We start from the raw sequence: 19,936 nt of genomic DNA, 5'->3' as shown, positions 1-19,936 counted from the left end.
TCTCTGGAGCATGTGATGAGCACAATTAAAAACAAAGAAAATCAGGAACACCTTGAAGCATTGACCGGCGGCGGCAAGCTGCCGATGAGTCGCCGCACTTTGTTGAAGGGTTTCACGGTTGGCGGCTTTGCAGCAGCAGCGTCGCCTGTGTTGGCTCAAGCGATTACCACGCCCAGTGATGGCCTTGAGGAAGGTCGCGTGTTTGTGGATGTAGGCGACGATGACATGTTTGCTTATCGCGCTTACCCCAAAGGCAAAAAGAATGCACCGATCATTCTGGTGGTGCCTGAAATTTTTGGGGTACACGCTTATCTGGAAGATGTGTGCCGACGTTTTGCCCAAGCCGGTTTCTATGCCTTGGCCCCCGAAATATTCTTTCGCCATTCCGAGCCAGGGCAATACGCCACCGTGGCCGCCATTCTGGAAAATGTCATCGCCAAAATGGACGACAAACAGGTGATGGCCGACCTGGACAAATGTGTTGAATTTGCAGGCACAGAGGGTGCCGATCTCCAAAAGCTCGCGGTCACTGGGTTTTGTTGGGGTGGGCGAATTACCTGGTTGTACGCGGCACACCAGCCCGCTGTGAAAGCCGGGGTGGCTTGGTATGGTCGCTTGGTGGGGGCGAAAACTGACTTAACGCCGGTGCACCCTGTGGATGTTGCCGCGCAATTGAAGGCTCCGGTATTGGGTTTGTATGGTTCAGAAGACAGCTCGATTCCGCTGGACACCGTGGATCAAATGAGAAAAGCCCTGGCCGCAGCCCAGACCAATCCATTTGCAAAGGCCAGTAGCATCACCGTGTTTGACAAAGCTCAGCATGGTTTCCATGCCGATTATCGACCCACCTACAATTCGGCCGCGGCGAAACAGGCGTACAATCAGGCCCTTGAGTTCTTGCGGGGCAAGAACCTGATCTAATTTCGGACCAATCCAAATCGTGCAATCCAGTTTACCGCTTGTTCTCCTGGCCGCTGCCTTGGGCACGGCCTTGGCCATTTTTGCATCTGCCTTGTTGACAGCACGACACATCGCCCGCTCGCTTGAGCCCATGGTCAGCGTGTCTGCTGGCGTGCTGTTGGGCGCGTCGCTTTTGCATTTGTTGCCCGAGGCATTGGACAAGGGCATGGATCATCACAACTTGTTTGCCTTGTTGCTGGCAGGTTTGTTGTTTTTCTTTGTGCTGGAAAAGTTCTCGATATTTCGCCATAGCCACCATCACGAACATGATGGACACGACCATCACCATGGTTTCGACAAACGCGAAGCCCGTCGTGGAGGATTGTTGATCGTCGTGGGCGATTCAATTCACAACTTTGCCGATGGCTTGTTGGTGGCCAGTGCATTTTTGGTTGATTTCGAGTTGGGTTTGGTCACTACACTAAGTGTGGTGCTGCATGAAATTCCACAACAAACCGGCGATTATCTGGTGCTGGTGAATGCAGGTATCGCCCGCAAAAAAGCCTTGCAGTTGATGTCGGTCGCTGGTCTGGCTGCAGTGTTGGGTGCGGGTTTGGGTTACACCTTGTTCACTGAATTGCAGGCGTTGTTGCCCTACGCTCTGGTGTTCGCTGCCGCCAGCTTTATTTATGTGGCGGTTGCCGACCTTATCCCTCAAATGCAGCAGCGCGTGAAAATTAAGGAAAGTGTGGTGCAACTGTTATGCATTGGGTCAGGCGTTGCATTGGTGGCCTTATTGGCTGAAATCCTTCATCACCATCATTGAACAGCTAGCCGCCCGCTTGTTTTCTCTGGTGGGTGGCATAAGAAGAAATTCCTCCGCAGGCGATAATCAGCAAAACACCCAACCAGGTTGTGCTGGTTGGTATGTCGCCCAGCACCAAAATTCCGAAGAAAGTCGACACCAGAATCGTGCAATATTGTAACGCAGCGGAAAGCCAGGTTGAGCCGCTTCCAAATGAGCGTGTCAAGGCAAGGTTGCCAGCGCCGCCAAAAAATCCCAATGCTACGAGCCACAACAAAGACCAATTGGCATCTGGAGCCTCGAACACTACAAATTCACCAAAGCCAATGATGTACACCAGCGACGTGACTGTCGCAGTGCCTGCGAAGTACAGCACGGTTCGCCACTCGGGCTCGCGTGCTTGTCCAAGGCTTTTCAATTGCATATAAGCCACGGCTGACACTGCACCAGCACCCAGGCCTATGAGGGCGATTTGTAGTTGGTCGCCGTAAAACACAGGTTGAAGAACAGCGATAACGCCAGAAAAGCCGATTGCAATTGCGAACTGTTCCAGGCGGTTTCTTGACTGACCATACCAAAGCCACAGAATCAGGGCGATGAACAGGGGGGAGGTATACATGAGGGTGGTGGCCGTGGCCAGTGGCAGTTGTGTGGTGGCATAAAAGCCGCACCACATGGCAATAATTCCCGCAACATTTCGCTTCAAATGCAGAAATGCAACCGGGCTTTTCAGGCTCAGACCATGAAGCAAAGCCCAAGCGGTGATTCCAATCATGGGTACTGCGCCGCGAAACAAGACAATTTCACCCAAAGTGGCATGGGTGCCCGCGAGTTTGACCATCAGGCCCATGGTGCCGAAACACAGGCAGGCCATTAACATCCAGAGTGCTTGCATGGAGGCAGATTGTAGCTCGGCTTCCCGGTGTGGACGGCTGCTCAGGACAGTTCGGGTGTGGCTTTGTAATGCGCGAAGCTCGGATCGAGCCACACTTCCCGCTTTTCAATGGGCGTGTTGTCCATTGAGTGGGTAATGCGAAATACGCGCAGGCTGGGTGCATCCGGAATCTTGTTGAACAGGCTCGCAATCCGCGGTTCCATCGACTTCACCGATACCTCGTCGGTCATCTGCCCAATCCGCATTTGAAATACCTCGGAAGCCAAGCGGTACAAGTTACCAGCCGATTTTTGCAGCATCTCGATACTCAACTTCGGAAAAACCCTCTTGGAGAGGCACAGCTGTTCGTAAGCAATCAGTTGGGTGTGCAGCATGTGCCGAACTTCAATCAACCAGATCGGATCTCCCAAGGCGATGCCAAGGGCGCGCGATTCTTCGGTGTCTGCCCGAATGCTTTCCAGGCTAATCAACTCGGTTTTTACTTCGGTGCCCGCATACTCGGTGGCCCAATGATTATTGAGTTTGAAGGGATCTGCCCGGTCATAAACTGGTGAAGGCAGGGCTTTGTCGGTGACGAATGTACCGATACCCTGCATTTTTGTCACCAGTCCCGATTTTTCCAAAGCTTCAATCGCTCGGCGTATGGTTCCAATAGAGACCTGGAAGCGGTCCGAGAGCTTTTTTTCATTGGGCAGTGGTTCACCGACTTTCCAGGTTTGCCTGAAAATTTCATGGGTCAGTACTTCACTGATTTGCTGGTAGGCGGGGCCGCCACTGCGTACAACGGGCCCGTCCAAAGAATTGGAGCCACGCATCATTTAAATATATCCAGAGTTTTATTTTTGTCTAATCAATGTACCAGAAAAAGATTAAACAAAAATACAAATCGCGATATTGATTTTGACGATGCGTGGTTTTGCCGTTTAGAAGGTCTTTTTTAGTTTCCCGGACTGGTCGTGGGTGGGGTTCATTTGGGCCCCGTACCAGGCGTGAAAGTGCGCCATGCCGTCCTCCATTGGACTTTGATAAGGGCCAGCGTCGTGTTCTCCGCGTTCCATCAGCACCCGTCGGCCTTCATCCATTCGTTCGGCAATCTCGTCGTCTTCAACAGCGGTTTCCATGTAGGCAGCCTGTTCAGCTTCCACGAATTCCCGTTCAAACAGGCGAATTTCTTCGGGGTAATAGAACTCAACCACGTTTAAGGTTTCTTGCGGGCCTTGGGGGTGCAGCGTTGAAACGACCAGCACATGCGGGTACCACTCCACCATGATGTTGGGGTACATACAAAACCAGATTGCGCCGTATTTGGGCTCTACACCGTTGCTGAACTTCTTGACGGCCTCGTGCCACTGCTTGTAAACCGGTGTACCCGGGCGGCGCAGGCCAGCTTTCACGCCCACGGATTGAACGCTCCAGTTTTCGCCGTAATACCACTGCAAATCCGAGCAACTGACAAATTGGCCAAGACCTGGGTGAAAGGGCTCAACGTGGTAATCCTCCAGATAAACCTCGATGAAGGTTTTCCAGTTGTAGGGCAGCACATTGGTTTTTACCGAATCCAGCTGGAACTCAGAGAAATCAATTTCCTCCAGAAACGGTACCTTCTTCAGGTCTTCAAGAACATTGCGTCCGGAATTGAACAGCAATCCACGCCAGTTTTGAAGCGGATACGACTGCAGCTTGGTACAAGGCTGTTGCGCAAAATGGGGTGCACCCAGCAATTCACCTTTCAAATCGTATGTCCAGCGGTGAAGCGGACAAACAATATTGCTGGAATTGCCATGGCCTTTCAGCATGATGGCTTGGCGGTGACGACATACATTGGACAAAAGCTCGATTTCAGAGCCGTTGTTCACCAGAATGCGACCGTCACCTTCCCACGGAAGTGACCTCCAGTCGCCTCGCTCGGGCACCCAATGGGTGTGGCCGACGTAACCCGGTCCGTCTCGATAGAGTAGTTGGATTTCATCCTTTAAAACATGTTCATCAAAATACGTTGAAACATGAGGCTGCAAGCTTGATTGCGTCACAGCATGTGACACCTTGGACAAATCACTCAAATCGGACATGATCCCGGGGACCTCCTCCAACAGTGTCCCTGATCGACACTGATGCAAATTAACCTGTTGAACAAAAAGAGAAAGTGGGATTGTACCCTTTAGTCTGCATTCCGGCCAAAGACTTTTCGCCTTTGGGCAAAGTCGCAGTAAAATGGAAGACTTTGCATCACGCACAGCAGCACAATGAGCTCAAGCAAATCGAAAACAGCGCCTGTCGACAACGCCCAAGCGGTGCCAGTCTCTTTTGAAGAGGCGGTGGCCGAACTTGAGGCTTTGGTGAATACCATGGATTCCCAGAATCTTGGCCTGGATCAATTGCTGACCGATTACAAACGCGGTGCGTATTTGGTGAAGTATTGCAGGGACCGTTTAAGCCAGGTTCGCAAAGAGGTAACCGAGATTGAACAAACATTGAACAAACCGGCTGATGAAGGTGCGCAGTGAATTACGCCCAACCCATTCAATTGAACTGGTTTGACGAGACCCGAGCGGGTTTTGAAGCGGTATTGGCTGACAAGTTAAAGCAGTTCGAAGGGCCCTCCAGCGAGTTGAATGCGGCCATGGAATATGCCTTGCTGGATGGTGGAAAGCGCTTGCGTGCCATGTTGGTGTTCGCAGCGGGCTACGCTGTGGAAACGCCCACCTCTCAGTTAAATGATGCTGCTTGCTCCATCGAAGCCATGCATGCCTATTCGTTGGTGCATGATGACTTACCCAGCATGGACAACGATGTGCTGCGCCGGGGCAAGCCAACCTGCCATGTGAAGTTTGGTGAGGCCTTCGCTTTATTGGCTGGCGATGCGTTGCAAACCGCCGCTTTTCAATGGTTGGCTGAATCGAATCAGGGCAGTGTGCAGGTTCGCATGCAGCAAATTGCTGCCTTGGCCAGCGCCGCTGGTTTGCAAGGCATGGCCGCTGGGCAGGCAATCGATCTTGCGCATGTGGGCAAACCCATGGATTTGCAGTCGCTTGCCACGATGCATGCGCGCAAAACCGGTGATCTGATCACGGCGTCTGTGCGCATGGGGTATGTCAGCAACGCGACGCTTTCAGCCGTTGAGAAGAATGGATTAGAGGCCTATGCCCATTGTTTGGGCTTGGCATATCAGGTAATAGACGACATATTAGATGTGGAGTCCACCAGTGACGTGCTCGGTAAAACATCGGGCAAAGACGCACTGAACAACAAACCCACCATGGTGAGTTTGATGGGCTTGGGCGAAGCCAAAGCGCTTTTGGCCCGGTTACGTGAGCAGGCTTTTTCGGCCTGTGAGGTGATTGCTGCAACGCGCCGTGCTCCGTTGGAAACCCTTGTAGAACTGATTACAAACCGGAAATCATGACCGATCTGCTGAAAAAAATTGATTGCCCCGCAGACTTGCGGCGACTGTCCGAAAACCAGTTGCCCAAGCTGGCCGACGAGTTGCGCAATTACATTGTGGAGCAAGTCGCCAAGACCGGCGGGCATTTGTCGTCCAACCTGGGTACGGTCGAATTGACAGTCGCCTTGCATTATGTGTTCAACACTCCGAATGATCGCGTGGTGTGGGACGTAGGCCATCAAACCTACCCGCATAAAATTTTGACTGGCCGGCGTGATGCCATGCCGGGCTTGCGCCAGTACGGTGGCATTTCAGGTTTTCCGAAGCGTTCGGAATCTGAATACGATGCCTTTGGTACAGCCCATTCCAGCACCTCTATTTCCGCTGCCTTGGGCATGGCGGTTGCCTCCCGCAATCTGGGCGTGAATCGTAAACACATTGCTGTGATTGGCGATGGCTCGATGACCGCAGGCATGGCTTTTGAGGCCTTGAACAACGCCGGCGTTACTCCCGACATCGATTTGCTTGTCATTCTGAACGACAACGACATGTCGATTTCCCCGCCTGTGGGCGCACTGAACAAGTATTTGGCCAAGTTGTTGTCCGGTCGCATGCTGAACAATGTGAAGGAAGTTGGTAAGGGCATCTTGGGTGTGGCCCCGCCTCTGTATGAACTGGCACATCGACTTGAAGAGCATGTCAAAGGAATGATGAGCCCGGCGACACTGTTCGAGGAATTTGGATTCAATTACTACGGCCCCATTGATGGTCACGACCTGGACGCTTTGGTGCCTACCTTGCAAAACCTGCGTGCCATGAAAGGCCCGATCTTCCTGCATGTGATTACCAAAAAAGGCGCGGGCTACAAGCTGGCCGAGCAAGACCCAGTGCTGTACCACGGCCCCGGCAAGTTCGACCCCAGCATCGGCATTCAAAAATCCACCACACCCAAGCCACCCACATACACCCAAATTTTTGGCAAGTGGTTGTGTGACATGGCGCAATCTGATCGCAAGCTGGTGGGCATTACGCCTGCCATGCGTGAAGGTTCCGGAATGGTGGAATTTGAGCGTCGCTTTCCTTCGCGTTACTTTGATGTGGGTATTGCAGAACAACACGCGGTTACTTTTGCGGCTGGTTTGGCCTGCGAGGGCATGAAACCTGTAGTGGCCATTTATTCCACCTTTCTGCAGCGCGCCTACGATCAGCTGATTCACGATGTGGCCCTGCAGAATCTGGATGTGACATTCGCACTGGATCGAGCTGGTTTGGTGGGGGCTGATGGTGCAACCCACGCAGGCAATTACGACATTGCTTACCTGCGCTGCATTCCGAATATGGTGATTGCTGCGCCCTCCAACGAGGACGAATGTCGCAAATTATTGACAACCGCCTACCACTACCCTGGTTGCGCTTCAGTGCGTTATCCACGCGGTGTTGGTCCGGGTGTGGTGGCGGATGAATCGCTGGATACATTGGAAATTGGCAAGGCAATTGTGCGTTATTCGCCCGATGAATCAGAGCATAAACTTGTAATTCTGGCATTTGGCTCCATGTGTGAAGCTAGCCTTGAGGCTGGCCGTGCGCTGGGCGCCACCGTGGTGGACATGCGCTGGGTCAAGCCTATTGATGCAGAATTGTTACAACGGTTTGCCGAGCAGCGCTACAGCTTTGTGACTGTTGAAGAGGGCTGTATCATGGGTGGCGCAGGTTCGGCCGTGACTGAACACCTGCATGCCCAAGGATTTAATAACGCAGTGTTGCAACTCGGCTTGCCCGATGAATTCATCGACCACGGAGACCCTGTTCTTCTGCTCAAGAATCTTGGACTGGACGCCCAAGGCATAGAAACGTCCATCAAGCAGCACTATGGCGAGCTCTTTGATCGCCACACCAATGTGGTACGCCATGTAGCAGGGCGTGCCGCGAACACATGAGGAAGTTATGAATACACGTGACAAAGGCTTGGAGAATGCCGTGGCCACTAACCCAATCGACCAGGCTATTCCCGATGTCCAAAGCACCATCGACACCCGCCACATTGCAATCCAATCGGTGGGCATTCGTTCTGTCAAATATCCAGTTCTGATTGAGCTCCAAGGCCAAAAGCCAATGCCCTCTGTGGCCGAGTTCGAAATGACCGTGTTTCTGCCTGCCGATCAGAAAGGCACGCACATGTCTCGTTTCATTGCCTTGCTTGAAGAAGCCCAGGGCAATGTGCTGACTGTCAGCGGTTTCCGCGCGATGCTGGTCGAGATGTTGCAGCGTCTGGATGCGCCTTCCGGCCGTATCAAAATGGAATTGCCTTATTTCCTGTCCAAGGTTGCGCCCATCAGCGGGGTTTCAAGCCTGATGGACTATCAGCTGACCCTTGAAGGTTCAGCCACGGCAACGGGGCAAGACATCTACTTGACCGTGGTTGTCCCGGTGACCAGTCTGTGCCCCTGTTCCAAGAAAATTTCGGAGTATGGTGCGCACAATCAGCGCTCGCACGTCACCGCGCGAGTTCAGTTGAAAGAAGATGTGGACATTGCACAGTTTATCTCTGCAATCGAGCAGCAGGCTTCCTGTGAGCTGTATGGTTTGCTCAAGCGCCCCGATGAAAAGTATGTGACCGAGCGCGCTTATGACAATCCGAAGTTTGTGGAAGATCTGGTTCGGGATGTGGCCATCGCCATGAACAAGTTTTCGCAGGTGGGTCAGTACACAGTAGAGGCTGAAAACTTCGAATCAATTCACAATCACTCGGCTTACGCTCGCATCGATCGAGCTTAAGTAGACCCTCGCCGGTTCTTCAGCGCGCTGTAAGAATCAACCCCGACAATACACACAAAATTACATGTCGGGGTGCGTGTGTACCTCAGGAGCTATTCGGTTATGGCTGAACCATCCAAGGTCAAGCCCAAGGAATTCTTTATTCTCGGCCTCACGTCAGGTGGGCGTCCTTTTCGTCCCTCGGACTGGGCAGAGCGCCTTTGCGGTGTGTTGTCTTGTTACCGTCCGCCAGGCCGCCAGCAAAGCCAGCAACATTTGGCTTACAGCCCTTACGCCAAACCAATTTTGATGAACAATATTAAGTGCGTGGTAGTCGATGAGCGTTTGCGCGAGATCGAACCCATGGCTATGACGTTTGTTTTGAACTTTGCGCGCGACAATGATTTACAGGTGTTGGATGCCTGCCTGTTGCCCGATCCCGAGTAGCTGGGGCAGCATAATCGAGTAAAACCTTCCAGAAACACAAAAAGCCCCTTTCAATCAAGGGGCTTTTTCATGTAAACGAGTTTTAGAGCCGACGGTGTTAAAGCTGACGGTTTTAAAACGAAATTAGGCGGCCATGCCTTTTACTAGTGCTGACAAGCGTGACTTGTTGCGAGAAGCTTTGTTTTTGTGGATCAGGTCTTTGTCTGCAACGCGATCCAGAATGCTTGTTGTTTCGCGATAAACTGCCTGAGCGGCTGCTTTGTCGCCTGCTTCAACAGCAGCGCGTACTTTTTTAACTGCGGTTCTCATCGCTGAGCGAATGGCTGAATTGTGCGCATTTGCTTTGGCGGCTTGTTTTGCGCGCTTGCGCGCCTGTGCTGTGTTGGCCATATTGCTGAGGCTCCAAGGGGTGTAGAATTCGAAAACCCGCAATTTTAACAAAATAATAGCCCTTTCACAATCACTATATGAATTTATTGAAGTCGGCCGCTGCGGTCAGCGCCATGACCATGCTCTCCCGGATCACCGGTTTGATCCGAGAGACAATCACCGCGCGCCTTTTGGGGGCGGGTGCCGAATCCGATGCATTTTTTATTGCTTTCCGAATTCCCAACTTGTTGCGCAGATTGTTTGCCGAGGGCGCTTTTTCGCAGGCCTTTATTCCGATTTTGTCCCAAACCAATGCAACGGAGGGTAAATCAGCCGCTGTCGATCTGGCCCGGCGAGTCAGTTCTCTGTTGTTCATCGCCTTGTTGCTGATCGTTGTCGCGGGCGTATTGGGGGGCAGTTGGGTGGTCATGGGTATGGCCAGCGGGCTGGGGCGTGGCAGTGAACAGTTTGAACTCACTGTGTTGCTGACCCAGTGGATGTTTCCTTACATTCTTCTGATTTCCATGGTCGCACTGGCTTCTGGCTTGCTGAATACTTTCCGTTCATTTGCCTTGCCAGCTTTTGCACCAGTGCTGCTGAACATCAGCTTCATCGCAGGCGCTTTGCTTCTTGCCCCGTATTTTGATCAAGCAGTGAAAGCGTTTGCAGTTGCGGTGATGGTAGGTGGTGTTCTTCAGGTCGCTGTGCTGTGGTACGGATTGGCGCGCACCGATTGCCTGATTAATCCTTTTGCAGGGTTGGGGGCTATTAAGTCAGCTTGGGGGGATGAGCGTGTTCGGAGGGTACTGAAAAACATGGTGCCAGCAACGCTTGCCGTGTCGGTGGCGCAAATCAGTTTGATCATCAACACCAACATTGCGTCGCATCTGGAGCAGGGCAGTGTCTCCTGGATTTCATATGGTGATCGTTTGATGGAATTTCCCACTGCTTTGTTGGGTGTTGCGTTGGGCACAGTGTTGTTGCCATCGCTTTCTGCCGCGGCCACACGAAGCCATGAGGAATATTCACGTTTGATGGACTGGGGTTTGCGCTTGACGGTGGTGCTGGTGTTACCGGCGGCTGTGGGCATGGGCCTGTTTTCAGATGCCTTGGTGGCTCTGTTGTTTCACTACGGGCGCTTTGATGCCAACGACGTGGCCATGACCAGCCAGGCCGTGATTGCTTACAGTCTGGGCTTGGCTGGTTTGGTGTTGGTCAAAATTCTGGCCCCTGGTTTTTATGCCAAACAAGATATTCGGACGCCCGTGAAAATCGGGATCATGGTTGTGGTGGCCACTCAAGTGATGAACCTGTTGACAGTGCCCTTGCTTGGGCATGCTGGCCTGCCGCTGAGCATCAGTGCGGGTGCCGTTCTCAATGCCACGGTCTTGTACTGGGGGCTTCGCAGGCGGGGCCTTTATACGCCTTCAAACGGCTGGGGTGTGTATTTCGTGAAAGTGTCGGTGGCAGCAATTGCCATGGGGGTAGCCCTGTGGTTCATGAATCAGCAGTTTGACTGGCTGGGTATGGCTTCCGCACCGCTTTTGCGTGTGGCTACTGTGCTTGGGGTAATCGGAGTGTGTGGTGTACTTTACTTTGCGGTGCTGGCTGGCTTGGGTTTGAATCCGAAACGCTTGATTCGCAAGCCTGTTGTATGAACCGGGGGTAGTGATGCAGCACCTGATCAGGTGCTGCAACTGGGTATGACTTTTAACTTCAGTTTTACTTCAATGCGTCAAAAGCACGTGCCTTGATTTCTTCTACGCTGCCAACTCCCGCGATTTTGCGGTACTGCGGCGCACTGGCGTCGCCTGTGGCAGCCCATTGACCATAGTAGTCCACCAATGGGCGTGTCTGCTTTTCGTACACGTCCAAACGCTTTTTCACAGTTTCTTCTTTGTCGTCATCTCGCTGAACCAAGGGTTCACCAGTGATGTCATCAATGCCTTCCTGCTTCGGAGGATTAAACTTGACGTGATAAGTACGCCCAGAAGCCGGGTGTGTGCGGCGGCCGCTCATCCGGTCGATGATCGCATCGTGGGGAACATCAATTTCAAGTACGAAATCAATCTTTACGCCCGCTTCTTTCATTGCTTCGGCTTGTGGAATGGTGCGTGGAAACCCGTCAAACAAATAGCCATTGGCACAGTCGGATTCTTTCAAACGTTCTTTCACCAGATTGATGATAATTTCGTCAGAAACAAGGCCGCCACTGTCCATGACTTTCTTGGCCTCGATGCCCAAAGGGGTGCCAGCTTTGACTGCTGCGCGCAGCATATCGCCGGTGGAAATTTGGGGAATGCCAAATTTTTCCTTGATGAATGTCGCCTGCGTGCCTTTTCCAGCACCGGGCGCTCCCAATAGAATTAAACGCATAGTCGCCTCAAGAGTTTTAAATCTGCTGGCCTGTTGTACAAGATGCGTCGGTTACAACAGGCGATATTTCTGGCCGTTTTTTCTTATTCGAGGCCTTTGCGATTATGGGTGCGTCAACTTGCAGAAAACTTACCCACAGTCTGGCTCGAATATTTATTCATGGTCGTTCAGCCTTAACGAGACCCAAACAATGCCCTGACTTTTTCCAGGTCCTGCGCGGTGTCTACCCCGGGAAGCGGGGCATCCTGAATCATACACACTTTTATGCGAAAGCCATTGGCCAGCGCCCTGAGTTGTTCAAGTGATTCAAGCACTTCAATTCGGGCTGGAGGCAGTGTTTGATACACCTTGAGAAAGCGGGCGCGATAGGCATACAAGCCGATGTGGCGAATGCCAAGTTGTCCCACTGGCGCACCGGGAGGCCATGATTCGGTGGCATAGGCATCTCTCGGATAAGGAATGGGCGCACGGGAAAAGTAAAGCGCCTCGCCGTCTTCCCGCATGGCGATTTTAACTACATTTGGATTTTTGAACTCTTCCCAGTTGTCGATTGCGTGGCCACAGGTCGCGATGTCCTGTGCATCCTCCAGCAGGGCTTTGGCGACCAGGTCAATCAAAGCCGGGTCAATCAAGGGCTCATCGCCCTGCACATTCACCACCACGGTGTCGTCTGACCACCCTGTGATCTGGGCCACTTCCGCAATTCGGTCTGTACCGGTCGGCCAGTCGCCGCGGGTCATTACAACTGGTAAATTATGGGCTTTGCACACCGACTCAATTTCCGGGTGGTCGGTAGCCACCAGTACTTCGTCTGCCCCAGATTTCAAGGCCTGTTCGGCCACACGCACCACCATGGGCTTGCCAGCGATGTCCAGCAGCGGTTTGCCTGGCAGGCGAGTTGACGCATGGCGGGCCGGAATAACGGCTTTGAACATGGGGGCTTAGCTATTGGGGGTTGATACGGGTTCGGCCTGTTCCACCAGCATGATGGGTATGCCGTCCCTTACGGGAAACGCAAGCTTGTCTGCCTTGCACACCAGGTGACCATCGCTAGGGCGTTTTTCAAGTGGCCCTTTGCAGATGGGGCAAACCAGAATGTCAATCAATTGTGGGTCCAATGCAATCCTCTAGGGCTTTTGTCAAGGCAGGGGGTAACTTTACGCTTATTTCAGCCACCCAAACTTTCGGGTCCGAAGGATTTAATTTTACGGCATCTTTGCCGCTTGTTATCAACACATCTTGATCGAACTGTGCGCAAAAGTCTTCTGGGTAGCTGAAATGGTCCGGAAGGCCGCGACTTGCCTCCAGATGAAGACCAGCGGATCGAATGGCGTCGAACAGCTTGCTCGGGTCAGCAAGTCCCGTGAAAGCCAGCAGTTTCAGCGCTTTCCATTGTTGCACGGCCTGTTCCAGTGTCAGAAAAATGCCAGAACTCAGTTGTCGAAAGCCTGTGAGCTGAACATGGATCGCATGCCAGTTGTCTCGCGATGGCCAATTCAAGGACTTGCTTAAGGATTCGGGCGAAATATTGGAGCACAGCACTGCATCCACCGAATTAAGCCGGGAAAGTGGCTCGCGCAGAGGGCCAGCCGGCAACATGCGGCCATTGCCATGGGCCCGCCGGTCAAATACCACCCATTCAAGTTGTCGGGCAAGTTTGTGGTGTTGCAGACCATCGTCTGACACAATCAATTTCAAATCCGGGAAGTGGGTCAAAAGAAGCCTGACCGCTTGGTTTCGATCCGCGCACACAGCCACCGGGCAACCAGTTTCACGGCTCAAGAACAAAGGCTCATCTCCTGCATTACTTGCTGCGGGGGCATTTTGGGCTGGATCAATCAAGATTGGTGCTTTTTCGGATCGACCATAACCCCGGCTGACGATGCCCACTTGGTCACCGCGGGCTCGTGCATGTTGGCAAATCGCCATCACGATTGGTGTTTTGCCGGCACCCCCGGCAATCAGGTTGCCAACAACCAGCACCGGCGGCTGACATGTTTTCTTTGCTGCATATGATTTGCTGTTTTGCCGTGTGGCCCAGCGCAGACCTTTGTAAACAGACTCCAGTAAATTCAGGGTAAAGCCCGCCAACAGCCCGGGCTTTTGTCCTTCGTACCAAATGTTGAGCAAGCCAGATTCAATTCTGCTCTTGCGATCACCCGTGGTCATGGGGTCTTGCCACCGGCAGTAGCAATCGACACCCTGGCAACGCCCAACGAGGCCAGCATGTCCATCACCATCACCACTGATTGATGGGTGGCTGCTGCGTCCGCTTCAACAATCGCCCTACGTTCCTCGCCAGCAGGCATGGTCGACAAAACTTTGCTGAGTTCTGTGCGCAATTGGGTTTCGGTCAATACAGTCTGGGCGCCTAGTGCATAGTTTCCATCTCGCCCCACCCGAATTCGAAGTGCTTCAGGCGGCATGGTGTCTTCTTTTGCGCTTTGCGTACCTGGCAGATCAACTTCCAGTTGGCTGGGTTGCATGAATGTGGTGGACACGACCAGGAAAATCACGATGACCAGCAACACATCGATCAGCGGGATCAGGTTGATGTCGGGAGCCTCCGTACTGATTGTTCGCTTTATTCTCAACGACCCGCTCCTCAACCCGCTTTGCGTGAACTGGCATGCTGTTTCAACAGATCCTCAAAAGGCTTGAGTGATTCTCCCATGTCTTCGAGCAGGCTGTTGATCCGGATCCGGAACAATCGATAGGCGACAAGAGCCGGTATGGCGACAATCAAGCCAAATGCGGTGTTATACAGGGCCACAGCGATACCGGCTGCAATTGCTTCGGGCGTTTGGGTGCCTGATCCCTGCACTGCAAAAATTTCGATCATGCCAATGACCGTGCCCAGCAAACCCATCAAAGGCGCAGCGCTGGCGATCATGGACAGCACGTCCAGGTGTTTTTCAAGCGTGTTTTGAATACCGACTGATTTGTCCTGCATCGCGCTTTCGATGTCCTCGTTTTTGTAAAACGCAGACAGACCCGCAGCCATCAGACTTCCGAGAGCACTGTGCGCCTCCAGGCGGGCAATATTTTGCCGATCCTTGAACTGGGGCAGGGTCTTGCATACATCGGTCACCAAATTTTCCGGGATCAGGTCTTTTTTACGCAAGGCCCAAACGCGCTCAAACACGATTGCCAATGCGACCACCGAGCCAAAAATCAAAGGCCAAATTGGCCAGCCCGCCGCAGAAATGATTGACCACACAAGTAGACTCCTATTCAGTAAGACACGGACTCTAGCGAAAAAACCAACATTACACAAATTACCCAGAAGCGGACATATTTGTTCATTGTGGATAACTTTGGGGAAAAGCCCCTCAAATTTTCGAATAATCAGTCGCTTGTGAGAAAAATGAACTTTTTATGTACCGTATTTTGTTGTTTTTTTCTTTTTTAATCAGTAGCTTGTATTTATTTTCTTGTATTTCAGCCATGTTGCACAGAAAGTAGCTTTTTGTTAGCGCATGTGGAAATGTTCTGGTTTTTTAGCCAATTTGGTCTATAAATGATTGACTTAAAAACGGTTTTTTCGGTTAGCCAGCTCGCCAGGCACCTCAATGATCACCTCCGAAATGAGTTTGGCGCCATCCGGATTCAGGGTGAAGTAGCGTCTTTTACTCGCGCGTCCTCTGGGCATTGGTATTTGGCCCTGAAAGATGAATCAGCACAGATGAAGGCGGTCATGTTTCGCCAACGCAATGTTCTTGCTGGTTTTTTTCCGGCAGTAGGCGACAAAGTGGAGGTGCTTGCCCAATTGGCCATGTATGAACAGCGTGGCGAGTTGCAGTTGATCGTTGATGTCATGAAGAAGGCCGGGCAGGGCAATTTGCATGAACAGTATTTGCAGCTAAAAACCAAGTTGACCCAAGAAGGTTTGTTTGATTCTGCACGCAAACGTCCGCTCCCTTCTGTGGTGTTCAATCTTGGGGTGGTTACATCTCTGCAGGCGGCGGCACTTGCCGATGTAAAGCAGGCCTTGGCAAGGCGTGCGCCCCATGTTGAATTCTCGGTTTACCACACCGCAGTTCAGGGAGAGCAGGCTGCAGCACAAATTATTGAGGCCCTTCGCAAAGCGGATTCCGCTGGCCATGAAGCGCTTGTGCTATGCCGTGGGGGCGGGAGCCTGGAAGACTTGTGGAGTTTCAACGTCGAGGCCGTTGTGCGCGCAGTCGCGGCTTGTAAAACACCGATCGTAGTTGGAGTAGGGCACGAAACTGATGTGACCTTGGCTGAGTTCGCCGCGGACCTTCGCGCCGCCACGCCTACCGCAGCTGCGGAATTGATCAGCCGGCCCACGCGCGAACTGCTGGCCGAAATTCAAGGCTTGCATGTGGGCTTGCGAAAGGCTTTGCGCCACCGAGCGCAAATGTTGGTTCAGCGCGTGGATAGAGCCGAGCTTGGTCTGCTGACCCCCACCGCCTACCTGAATACTCTGGAATCTCGTTTGGGGCATGCAAGTAGCCGGTTGCCGCGCCTTGTCGAGCGGGGTATTGCCGAAGAAACCAATGCAATCCAGGCCTTGTGGGAATCCATGTCGTTTGAAATGAGTGCGACACAAAATGCAGCCACTCGAAGTGCCCAGCTTCTTGAAAGTAGGCTAATGGCTGTGCAGCGTCACAATATTGCGGCGTTGGACTCGCGCGTGGACCGTCTTGGTTCTGTAGTTGAGGCTGTTTCACCCCAACGAACCCTGGAGCGTGGCTATGCCTTTTTGCAGCCACAGCACGGAGACGCAGTTGTTCGCTCCGTGGCGGATGTACAAGCCGGTGATGCCTTGCGTGCCACTCTGGCGGATGGTGAAATTTTAGTGAATGTGCGCGAGAAAACTGAGCTGCGTGGGCCGTTCCACGAGGATGTGAAAAATTCAAGATAGAATCAGAGGGGTTGAAATGCGGGGTTTTGCCCCAAGCTGATGTTTTCGTATTGATTGAAGTGAGAGAGGATACTGATATGCAACATACACTGCCTGATTTGCCCTACGCGATGGACGCGCTGGCCCCCCATATTTCCAAGGAAACACTGGAGTACCACTACGGCAAGCACCACGCTGCTTACGTGACCAATCTGAATAATCTGGTAAAAGGCACCGAGTTTGAAAGCTCCAGCCTGGAAGACATCGTCAAGAAGTCCACCGGTGGTGTGTTCAACAACGCCGCGCAAATCTGGAACCACACTTTCTATTGGCACTGTTTGTCGCCCAATGGTGGCGGAGCGCCCTCTGGAAAACTGGCCGAGGCCATCAATGCCAAGTTCGGTAGCTACGATGCATTCAAGGAAGCATTCACGAAAAGCGCGATCGGCAACTTTGGTTCCAGCTGGACCTGGTTGGTGAAAAAGGCAGATGGTTCAGTAGACATCGTGAATACCAGCAACGCAGCCACTCCACTGACCACGCAAGACAAGCCGCTGTTGACTTGCGACCTGTGGGAACATGCCTACTACATCGATTATCGCAATGCCCGCCCCAAGTACATTGAAACTTTCTGGAACTTGGTGAACTGGGAATTCGCATCGAAGAATTTCGAAGGCTAATCGTTCGAAGTCTGCTTCAAAAGCCCGGCCCTTCCTCGCGCCCCCGGCGCGACGCAGGGTCGGTTTTTTTGTCTTTTATTCTTGAGTGTCCATGGCCTGCTCAGGCACGTGCAGCCTTTCACCTGCTACAACGCCGTGTTTTGAAAACCAGTTCCTGTTCATTTCCAGTGCCAATTTGGCGTTGCCGCTGGAGCAATGAATATCGGCGGTACCTGCTTTCATCTGTTCGATATTCAGGATTCTTCCGCTGGGGTCTGCAAAAGCCACATCCAGATCAATCAGGGTGTTCTTCATCCACATGCATTGTGTCTCGCTGCGATTGAATACGAACAGCATTCCCGAATTCTTGCCAAGCTCTTTTCGATTCATCAGTCCGATCTGACGGCTTAAATCGGTATTGGCCAACTCCGCTTTTACATGATGTTCGCCCACGCGCACATCCAGTGTTGCCAACTCTGACTGGCCCGGTCCGGCCGCATTACTTACGCAGGCAGCCAGGCCCAGCGCAGCTGTTACTAAAGTCAACTTGAAACCAAGCTGGTATTTGTTGATTTGATCAAAGTGCATGAAATCTTGTTCCTGTCAGAGATCTGAAAGAAGATGGCGTTATTATACGGCTTGGCGCAATAAGGAATGCAATTTCATATTGCGAAATAATTGTGATTTTCTTAGTGAAGGGATACACTAGAGTGTTCCCTCTAACACACCAGAGAAGCAGCGGAGAGACCATGTACCAACACATTAAAGTCCCATCAGTCGGCGAAAAAATCACGGTCAATAGTGATTACTCGTTGAATGTTCCAGATCAACCCATCATTCCATACATCGAAGGCGATGGCACTGGTTTTGACATTACACCAGTGATGATCGACGTTGTCGACGCTGCTGTAGCCAAAGCCTATGGTGGCAAGCGCAAAATCAGCTGGATGGAAATTTACGCTGGTGAAAAGTCCACCAAGGTATACGGCCCCGATGTGTGGCTACCTGAAGAAACCCTGGAAGTGTTGAAGGAATATGTGGTGTCTGTGAAAGGCCCATTGACCACACCCGTGGGTGGCGGTATTCGTTCTATTAACGTGGCTCTGCGTCAGCAGCTGGATTTGTATGTGTGCCTGCGCCCAGTCCGTTACTTTGCGGGTGTACCCAGCCCAGTGAAAGAACCCCACAAAACCGATATGGTGATTTTCCGTGAAAATTCGGAAGACATTTATGCCGGTATTGAATATGAAGCTGAAACTGACAAAGCCAAAAAACTGATCAAGTTTTTGCGCGAAGAAATGGGCGTTAGCAAAATCCGCTTCCCGGATACTTCAGGCATCGGCATCAAGCCAATTTCCAAAGAAGGTACAGAACGCCTGTTCCGCAAGGCTATTCAGTACGCCATTGATAACAAGAAGCCTTCTGTGACCATCGTTCACAAAGGCAACATCATGAAGTACACCGAAGGCGCATTTGCAGCTTGGTCCTACGCTTTGGCTAAAAATGAGTTTGGTGCTGAACTGTTGGACGGCGGCCCCTGGATGAAAATCAAGGCGGCGCATGGCGACATCGTGATCAAAGATGTGATCGCCGATGCGTTCCTGCAGCAAATTCTATTGCGCCCAGCGGAATACAGCGTGATTGCAACCATGAACCTGAACGGCGACTACATTTCCGATGCGCTGGCCGCCCAGGTTGGTGGTATCGGTATCGCTCCAGGTGCAAACTTGTCTGATTCAATCGCGATGTTTGAAGCCACCCACGGTACAGCGCCCAAGTATGCTGGGAAAGACTATGTGAACCCTGGTTCACAAATTCTGTCTGCCGAGATGATGCTGCGCCACATGGGTTGGATTGAAGCAGCTGATCTTATTATCACTTCCATGGAGAAATCCATTACCTCCAAAAAAGTGACTTATGATTTCGCGCGCTTGATGGATGGCGCCACACAAGTGAGTTGTTCCGGTTTTGGTCAGGTCATGATCGACCACATGTAAAAGGCATTTGATCTGCCCCAAGAAAAAAGCCGGCTTGGGGCCGGCTTTTTTCTTAATCGGTGGTTTGATTATTTTACTTATCAGGCGGCGCTGGTTGCGTCCATCACAGAGATGTTCTGAGCCTGCTTACCTTTTGGTCCATCCACCACCTCAAAAGTCACTTTCTGACCTTCCTTGAGTGTGCGGAATCCAGATGCCTGGATTGCTGAAAAATGGGCGAAAAGCTCATCGCTCCCTTGATCTGGAGTGATAAAACCAAAACCCTTTGCATCATTGAACCATTTTACGGTGCCGGTCGCCATCGCGAAACCTCCTTCAAAAAACAATACTTCGATCGGAACGCACGAACTTTCCGACAACTCGCCAGTCTGAACCAGCTTGACTACTATTCTTTGACCTGTTTGGGCTGGGGTCAACCATACAATAGATACATTTTTTAGGGTTTACCCCTTGTAATAGACAGGTGTTGTCTACATTTAATGAAT

Annotated in this window: 23 protein-coding genes; 11 read left to right on the top strand and 12 right to left on the bottom strand. The window is 52.0% G+C overall.

What is annotated here, in order from left to right:
• Positions 1-15 precede the first annotated feature (15 nt).
• Positions 16-921, top strand: coding sequence for a dienelactone hydrolase family protein (locus LMED105_RS13755; RefSeq protein WP_008252396.1), 906 nt, complete (start codon positions 16-18; stop codon positions 919-921).
• 19 nt (positions 922-940) lie between these two features.
• Positions 941-1,726, top strand: coding sequence for a ZIP family metal transporter (locus tag LMED105_RS13750; RefSeq protein ID WP_008252394.1), 786 nt, complete (start codon positions 941-943; stop codon positions 1,724-1,726).
• Positions 1,727-1,730: 4 nt separating this feature from the next.
• Here the strand turns inward: LMED105_RS13750 and LMED105_RS13745 are convergent, their stop codons facing one another.
• The 3 genes from LMED105_RS13745 to LMED105_RS13735 all read right to left on the bottom strand — a co-directional run bounded on the left by LMED105_RS13745 (position 1,731) and on the right by LMED105_RS13735 (position 4,660).
• Positions 1,731-2,600, bottom strand: a complete 870-nt coding sequence (locus tag LMED105_RS13745) for a DMT family transporter (RefSeq protein WP_008252391.1) — start codon at positions 2,598-2,600, stop codon at positions 1,731-1,733.
• A gap of 41 nt (positions 2,601-2,641) precedes the next feature.
• Complete coding sequence (locus LMED105_RS13740; protein ID WP_008252389.1) at positions 2,642-3,418, bottom strand: GntR family transcriptional regulator; 777 nt, start codon at positions 3,416-3,418, stop codon at positions 2,642-2,644.
• A gap of 105 nt (positions 3,419-3,523) precedes the next feature.
• Positions 3,524-4,660, bottom strand: coding sequence for an aromatic ring-hydroxylating dioxygenase subunit alpha (locus tag LMED105_RS13735; protein ID WP_050771251.1), 1,137 nt, complete (start codon positions 4,658-4,660; stop codon positions 3,524-3,526).
• 183 nt (positions 4,661-4,843) lie between these two features.
• Between LMED105_RS13735 and xseB the strand changes: the two genes are divergently transcribed.
• The 5 genes from xseB to LMED105_RS13710 all read left to right on the top strand — a co-directional run bounded on the left by xseB (position 4,844) and on the right by LMED105_RS13710 (position 9,183).
• Positions 4,844-5,104, top strand: coding sequence for an exodeoxyribonuclease VII small subunit (gene xseB / locus LMED105_RS13730; RefSeq protein WP_008252386.1), 261 nt, complete (start codon positions 4,844-4,846; stop codon positions 5,102-5,104).
• On the top strand, positions 5,101-6,003 hold the full coding sequence (locus tag LMED105_RS13725) for a polyprenyl synthetase family protein (RefSeq protein ID WP_008252384.1): 903 nt from the start codon (positions 5,101-5,103) through the stop codon (positions 6,001-6,003). The genes xseB and LMED105_RS13725 overlap by 4 nt, the downstream gene beginning before the upstream one ends.
• On the top strand, positions 5,997-7,919 hold the full coding sequence (dxs, locus tag LMED105_RS13720; protein WP_050771249.1) for a 1-deoxy-D-xylulose-5-phosphate synthase: 1,923 nt from the start codon (positions 5,997-5,999) through the stop codon (positions 7,917-7,919). Before LMED105_RS13725 ends, dxs begins: the two co-directional genes overlap by 7 nt.
• Before the next feature lie 7 nt (positions 7,920-7,926).
• Positions 7,927-8,757, top strand: coding sequence for a GTP cyclohydrolase FolE2 (folE2, locus tag LMED105_RS13715; protein ID WP_050771248.1), 831 nt, complete (start codon positions 7,927-7,929; stop codon positions 8,755-8,757).
• Between the two features lie 102 nt (positions 8,758-8,859).
• Positions 8,860-9,183, top strand: coding sequence for a DUF3579 domain-containing protein (locus tag LMED105_RS13710; RefSeq protein WP_008252378.1), 324 nt, complete (start codon positions 8,860-8,862; stop codon positions 9,181-9,183).
• A gap of 123 nt (positions 9,184-9,306) precedes the next feature.
• Here the strand turns inward: LMED105_RS13710 and rpsT are convergent, their stop codons facing one another.
• Positions 9,307-9,573 carry a 30S ribosomal protein S20 gene (gene rpsT / locus LMED105_RS13705; protein WP_008252377.1) on the bottom strand — a complete coding sequence of 89 codons (267 nt, stop codon included), beginning with the start codon at positions 9,571-9,573 and terminating at the stop codon, positions 9,307-9,309.
• A gap of 77 nt (positions 9,574-9,650) precedes the next feature.
• Between rpsT and murJ the strand changes: the two genes are divergently transcribed.
• The gene (gene murJ, locus LMED105_RS13700; RefSeq protein ID WP_008252376.1) at positions 9,651-11,210 is read left to right on the top strand and encodes a murein biosynthesis integral membrane protein MurJ; all 1,560 of its coding nucleotides are present in this window, start codon (positions 9,651-9,653) and stop codon (positions 11,208-11,210) included.
• 64 nt (positions 11,211-11,274) lie between these two features.
• Here the strand turns inward: murJ and adk are convergent, their stop codons facing one another.
• From adk to LMED105_RS13675, 6 genes are all read right to left on the bottom strand, one after another.
• On the bottom strand, positions 11,275-11,928 hold the full coding sequence (adk, locus tag LMED105_RS13695) for an adenylate kinase (protein WP_008252374.1): 654 nt from the start codon (positions 11,926-11,928) through the stop codon (positions 11,275-11,277).
• Between the two features lie 173 nt (positions 11,929-12,101).
• The gene (gene kdsB, locus LMED105_RS13690; RefSeq protein WP_008252372.1) at positions 12,102-12,863 is read right to left on the bottom strand and encodes a 3-deoxy-manno-octulosonate cytidylyltransferase; all 762 of its coding nucleotides are present in this window, start codon (positions 12,861-12,863) and stop codon (positions 12,102-12,104) included.
• 6 nt (positions 12,864-12,869) lie between these two features.
• Complete coding sequence (locus tag LMED105_RS16705; RefSeq protein WP_083797215.1) at positions 12,870-13,046, bottom strand: Trm112 family protein; 177 nt, start codon at positions 13,044-13,046, stop codon at positions 12,870-12,872.
• Positions 13,027-14,097 carry a tetraacyldisaccharide 4'-kinase gene (gene lpxK, locus LMED105_RS13685; protein WP_008252368.1) on the bottom strand — a complete coding sequence of 357 codons (1,071 nt, stop codon included), beginning with the start codon at positions 14,095-14,097 and terminating at the stop codon, positions 13,027-13,029. Before lpxK ends, LMED105_RS16705 begins: the two co-directional genes overlap by 20 nt.
• Positions 14,094-14,522 carry a biopolymer transporter ExbD gene (locus tag LMED105_RS13680; protein WP_008252366.1) on the bottom strand — a complete coding sequence of 143 codons (429 nt, stop codon included), beginning with the start codon at positions 14,520-14,522 and terminating at the stop codon, positions 14,094-14,096. The genes lpxK and LMED105_RS13680 overlap by 4 nt, the downstream gene beginning before the upstream one ends.
• Before the next feature lie 11 nt (positions 14,523-14,533).
• Positions 14,534-15,148: a MotA/TolQ/ExbB proton channel family protein gene (locus tag LMED105_RS13675; protein ID WP_008252365.1), complete on the bottom strand. Its 615-nt coding sequence runs from the start codon at positions 15,146-15,148 to the stop codon at positions 14,534-14,536.
• A gap of 300 nt (positions 15,149-15,448) precedes the next feature.
• Here LMED105_RS13675 and xseA point away from each other — a divergent pair, with 300 nt between their 5' ends.
• Complete coding sequence (xseA, locus tag LMED105_RS13670) at positions 15,449-16,816, top strand: exodeoxyribonuclease VII large subunit (protein ID WP_008252363.1); 1,368 nt, start codon at positions 15,449-15,451, stop codon at positions 16,814-16,816.
• 77 nt (positions 16,817-16,893) lie between these two features.
• Positions 16,894-17,475, top strand: coding sequence for a superoxide dismutase [Fe] (sodB, locus tag LMED105_RS13665; protein ID WP_008252349.1), 582 nt, complete (start codon positions 16,894-16,896; stop codon positions 17,473-17,475).
• A 75-nt stretch (positions 17,476-17,550) separates the two neighbouring features.
• Here the strand turns inward: sodB and LMED105_RS13660 are convergent, their stop codons facing one another.
• Complete coding sequence (locus tag LMED105_RS13660; protein ID WP_008252347.1) at positions 17,551-18,042, bottom strand: DUF192 domain-containing protein; 492 nt, start codon at positions 18,040-18,042, stop codon at positions 17,551-17,553.
• Positions 18,043-18,203: 161 nt separating this feature from the next.
• On the opposite strand from LMED105_RS13660, the gene icd reads away from it, so the two are divergent.
• Entirely contained in the window at positions 18,204-19,451 is a 1,248-nt protein-coding gene (icd, locus tag LMED105_RS13655; RefSeq protein ID WP_008252334.1) for an NADP-dependent isocitrate dehydrogenase, read from the top strand.
• Between the two features lie 80 nt (positions 19,452-19,531).
• Here icd and LMED105_RS13650 read toward each other — a convergent pair whose 3' ends face one another.
• Entirely contained in the window at positions 19,532-19,753 is a 222-nt protein-coding gene (locus tag LMED105_RS13650; RefSeq protein WP_008252332.1) for a cold-shock protein, read from the bottom strand.
• Positions 19,754-19,936: the final 183 nt, after the last annotated feature.

It is taken from the genome of Limnobacter sp. MED105, from assembly GCF_000170915.1.
Lineage (GTDB): Bacteria > Pseudomonadota > Gammaproteobacteria > Burkholderiales > Burkholderiaceae_B > Limnobacter.
The sequence above is the reverse complement of the archived record's forward strand: the minus strand, read 5'-3'. Positions and strand labels throughout refer to the sequence as shown.

What these genes read in the sequence shown, in the direction of transcription:
- LMED105_RS13755 (WP_008252396.1), top strand. Translation starts at nt 16, where the DNA reads ATGAGCACAATTAAAAACAAAGAAAATCAGGAACACCTTGAAGCATTG.
- LMED105_RS13745 (WP_008252391.1), bottom strand. Translation starts at nt 2,600, where the DNA reads ATGCAAGCACTCTGGATGTTAATGGCCTGCCTGTGTTTCGGCACCATG.
- LMED105_RS13740 (WP_008252389.1), bottom strand. Translation starts at nt 3,418, where the DNA reads ATGATGCGTGGCTCCAATTCTTTGGACGGGCCCGTTGTACGCAGTGGC.
- xseB (WP_008252386.1), top strand. Translation starts at nt 4,844, where the DNA reads ATGAGCTCAAGCAAATCGAAAACAGCGCCTGTCGACAACGCCCAAGCG.
- folE2 (WP_050771248.1), top strand. Translation starts at nt 7,927, where the DNA reads ATGAATACACGTGACAAAGGCTTGGAGAATGCCGTGGCCACTAACCCA.
- LMED105_RS13710 (WP_008252378.1), top strand. Translation starts at nt 8,860, where the DNA reads ATGGCTGAACCATCCAAGGTCAAGCCCAAGGAATTCTTTATTCTCGGC.
- rpsT (WP_008252377.1), bottom strand. Translation starts at nt 9,573, where the DNA reads ATGGCCAACACAGCACAGGCGCGCAAGCGCGCAAAACAAGCCGCCAAA.
- murJ (WP_008252376.1), top strand. Translation starts at nt 9,651, where the DNA reads ATGAATTTATTGAAGTCGGCCGCTGCGGTCAGCGCCATGACCATGCTC.
- adk (WP_008252374.1), bottom strand. Translation starts at nt 11,928, where the DNA reads ATGCGTTTAATTCTATTGGGAGCGCCCGGTGCTGGAAAAGGCACGCAG.
- kdsB (WP_008252372.1), bottom strand. Translation starts at nt 12,863, where the DNA reads ATGTTCAAAGCCGTTATTCCGGCCCGCCATGCGTCAACTCGCCTGCCA.
- lpxK (WP_008252368.1), bottom strand. Translation starts at nt 14,097, where the DNA reads ATGACCACGGGTGATCGCAAGAGCAGAATTGAATCTGGCTTGCTCAAC.
- xseA (WP_008252363.1), top strand. Translation starts at nt 15,449, where the DNA reads ATGATTGACTTAAAAACGGTTTTTTCGGTTAGCCAGCTCGCCAGGCAC.
- sodB (WP_008252349.1), top strand. Translation starts at nt 16,894, where the DNA reads ATGCAACATACACTGCCTGATTTGCCCTACGCGATGGACGCGCTGGCC.
- LMED105_RS13660 (WP_008252347.1), bottom strand. Translation starts at nt 18,042, where the DNA reads ATGCACTTTGATCAAATCAACAAATACCAGCTTGGTTTCAAGTTGACT.
- icd (WP_008252334.1), top strand. Translation starts at nt 18,204, where the DNA reads ATGTACCAACACATTAAAGTCCCATCAGTCGGCGAAAAAATCACGGTC.
- LMED105_RS13650 (WP_008252332.1), bottom strand. Translation starts at nt 19,753, where the DNA reads ATGGCGACCGGCACCGTAAAATGGTTCAATGATGCAAAGGGTTTTGGT.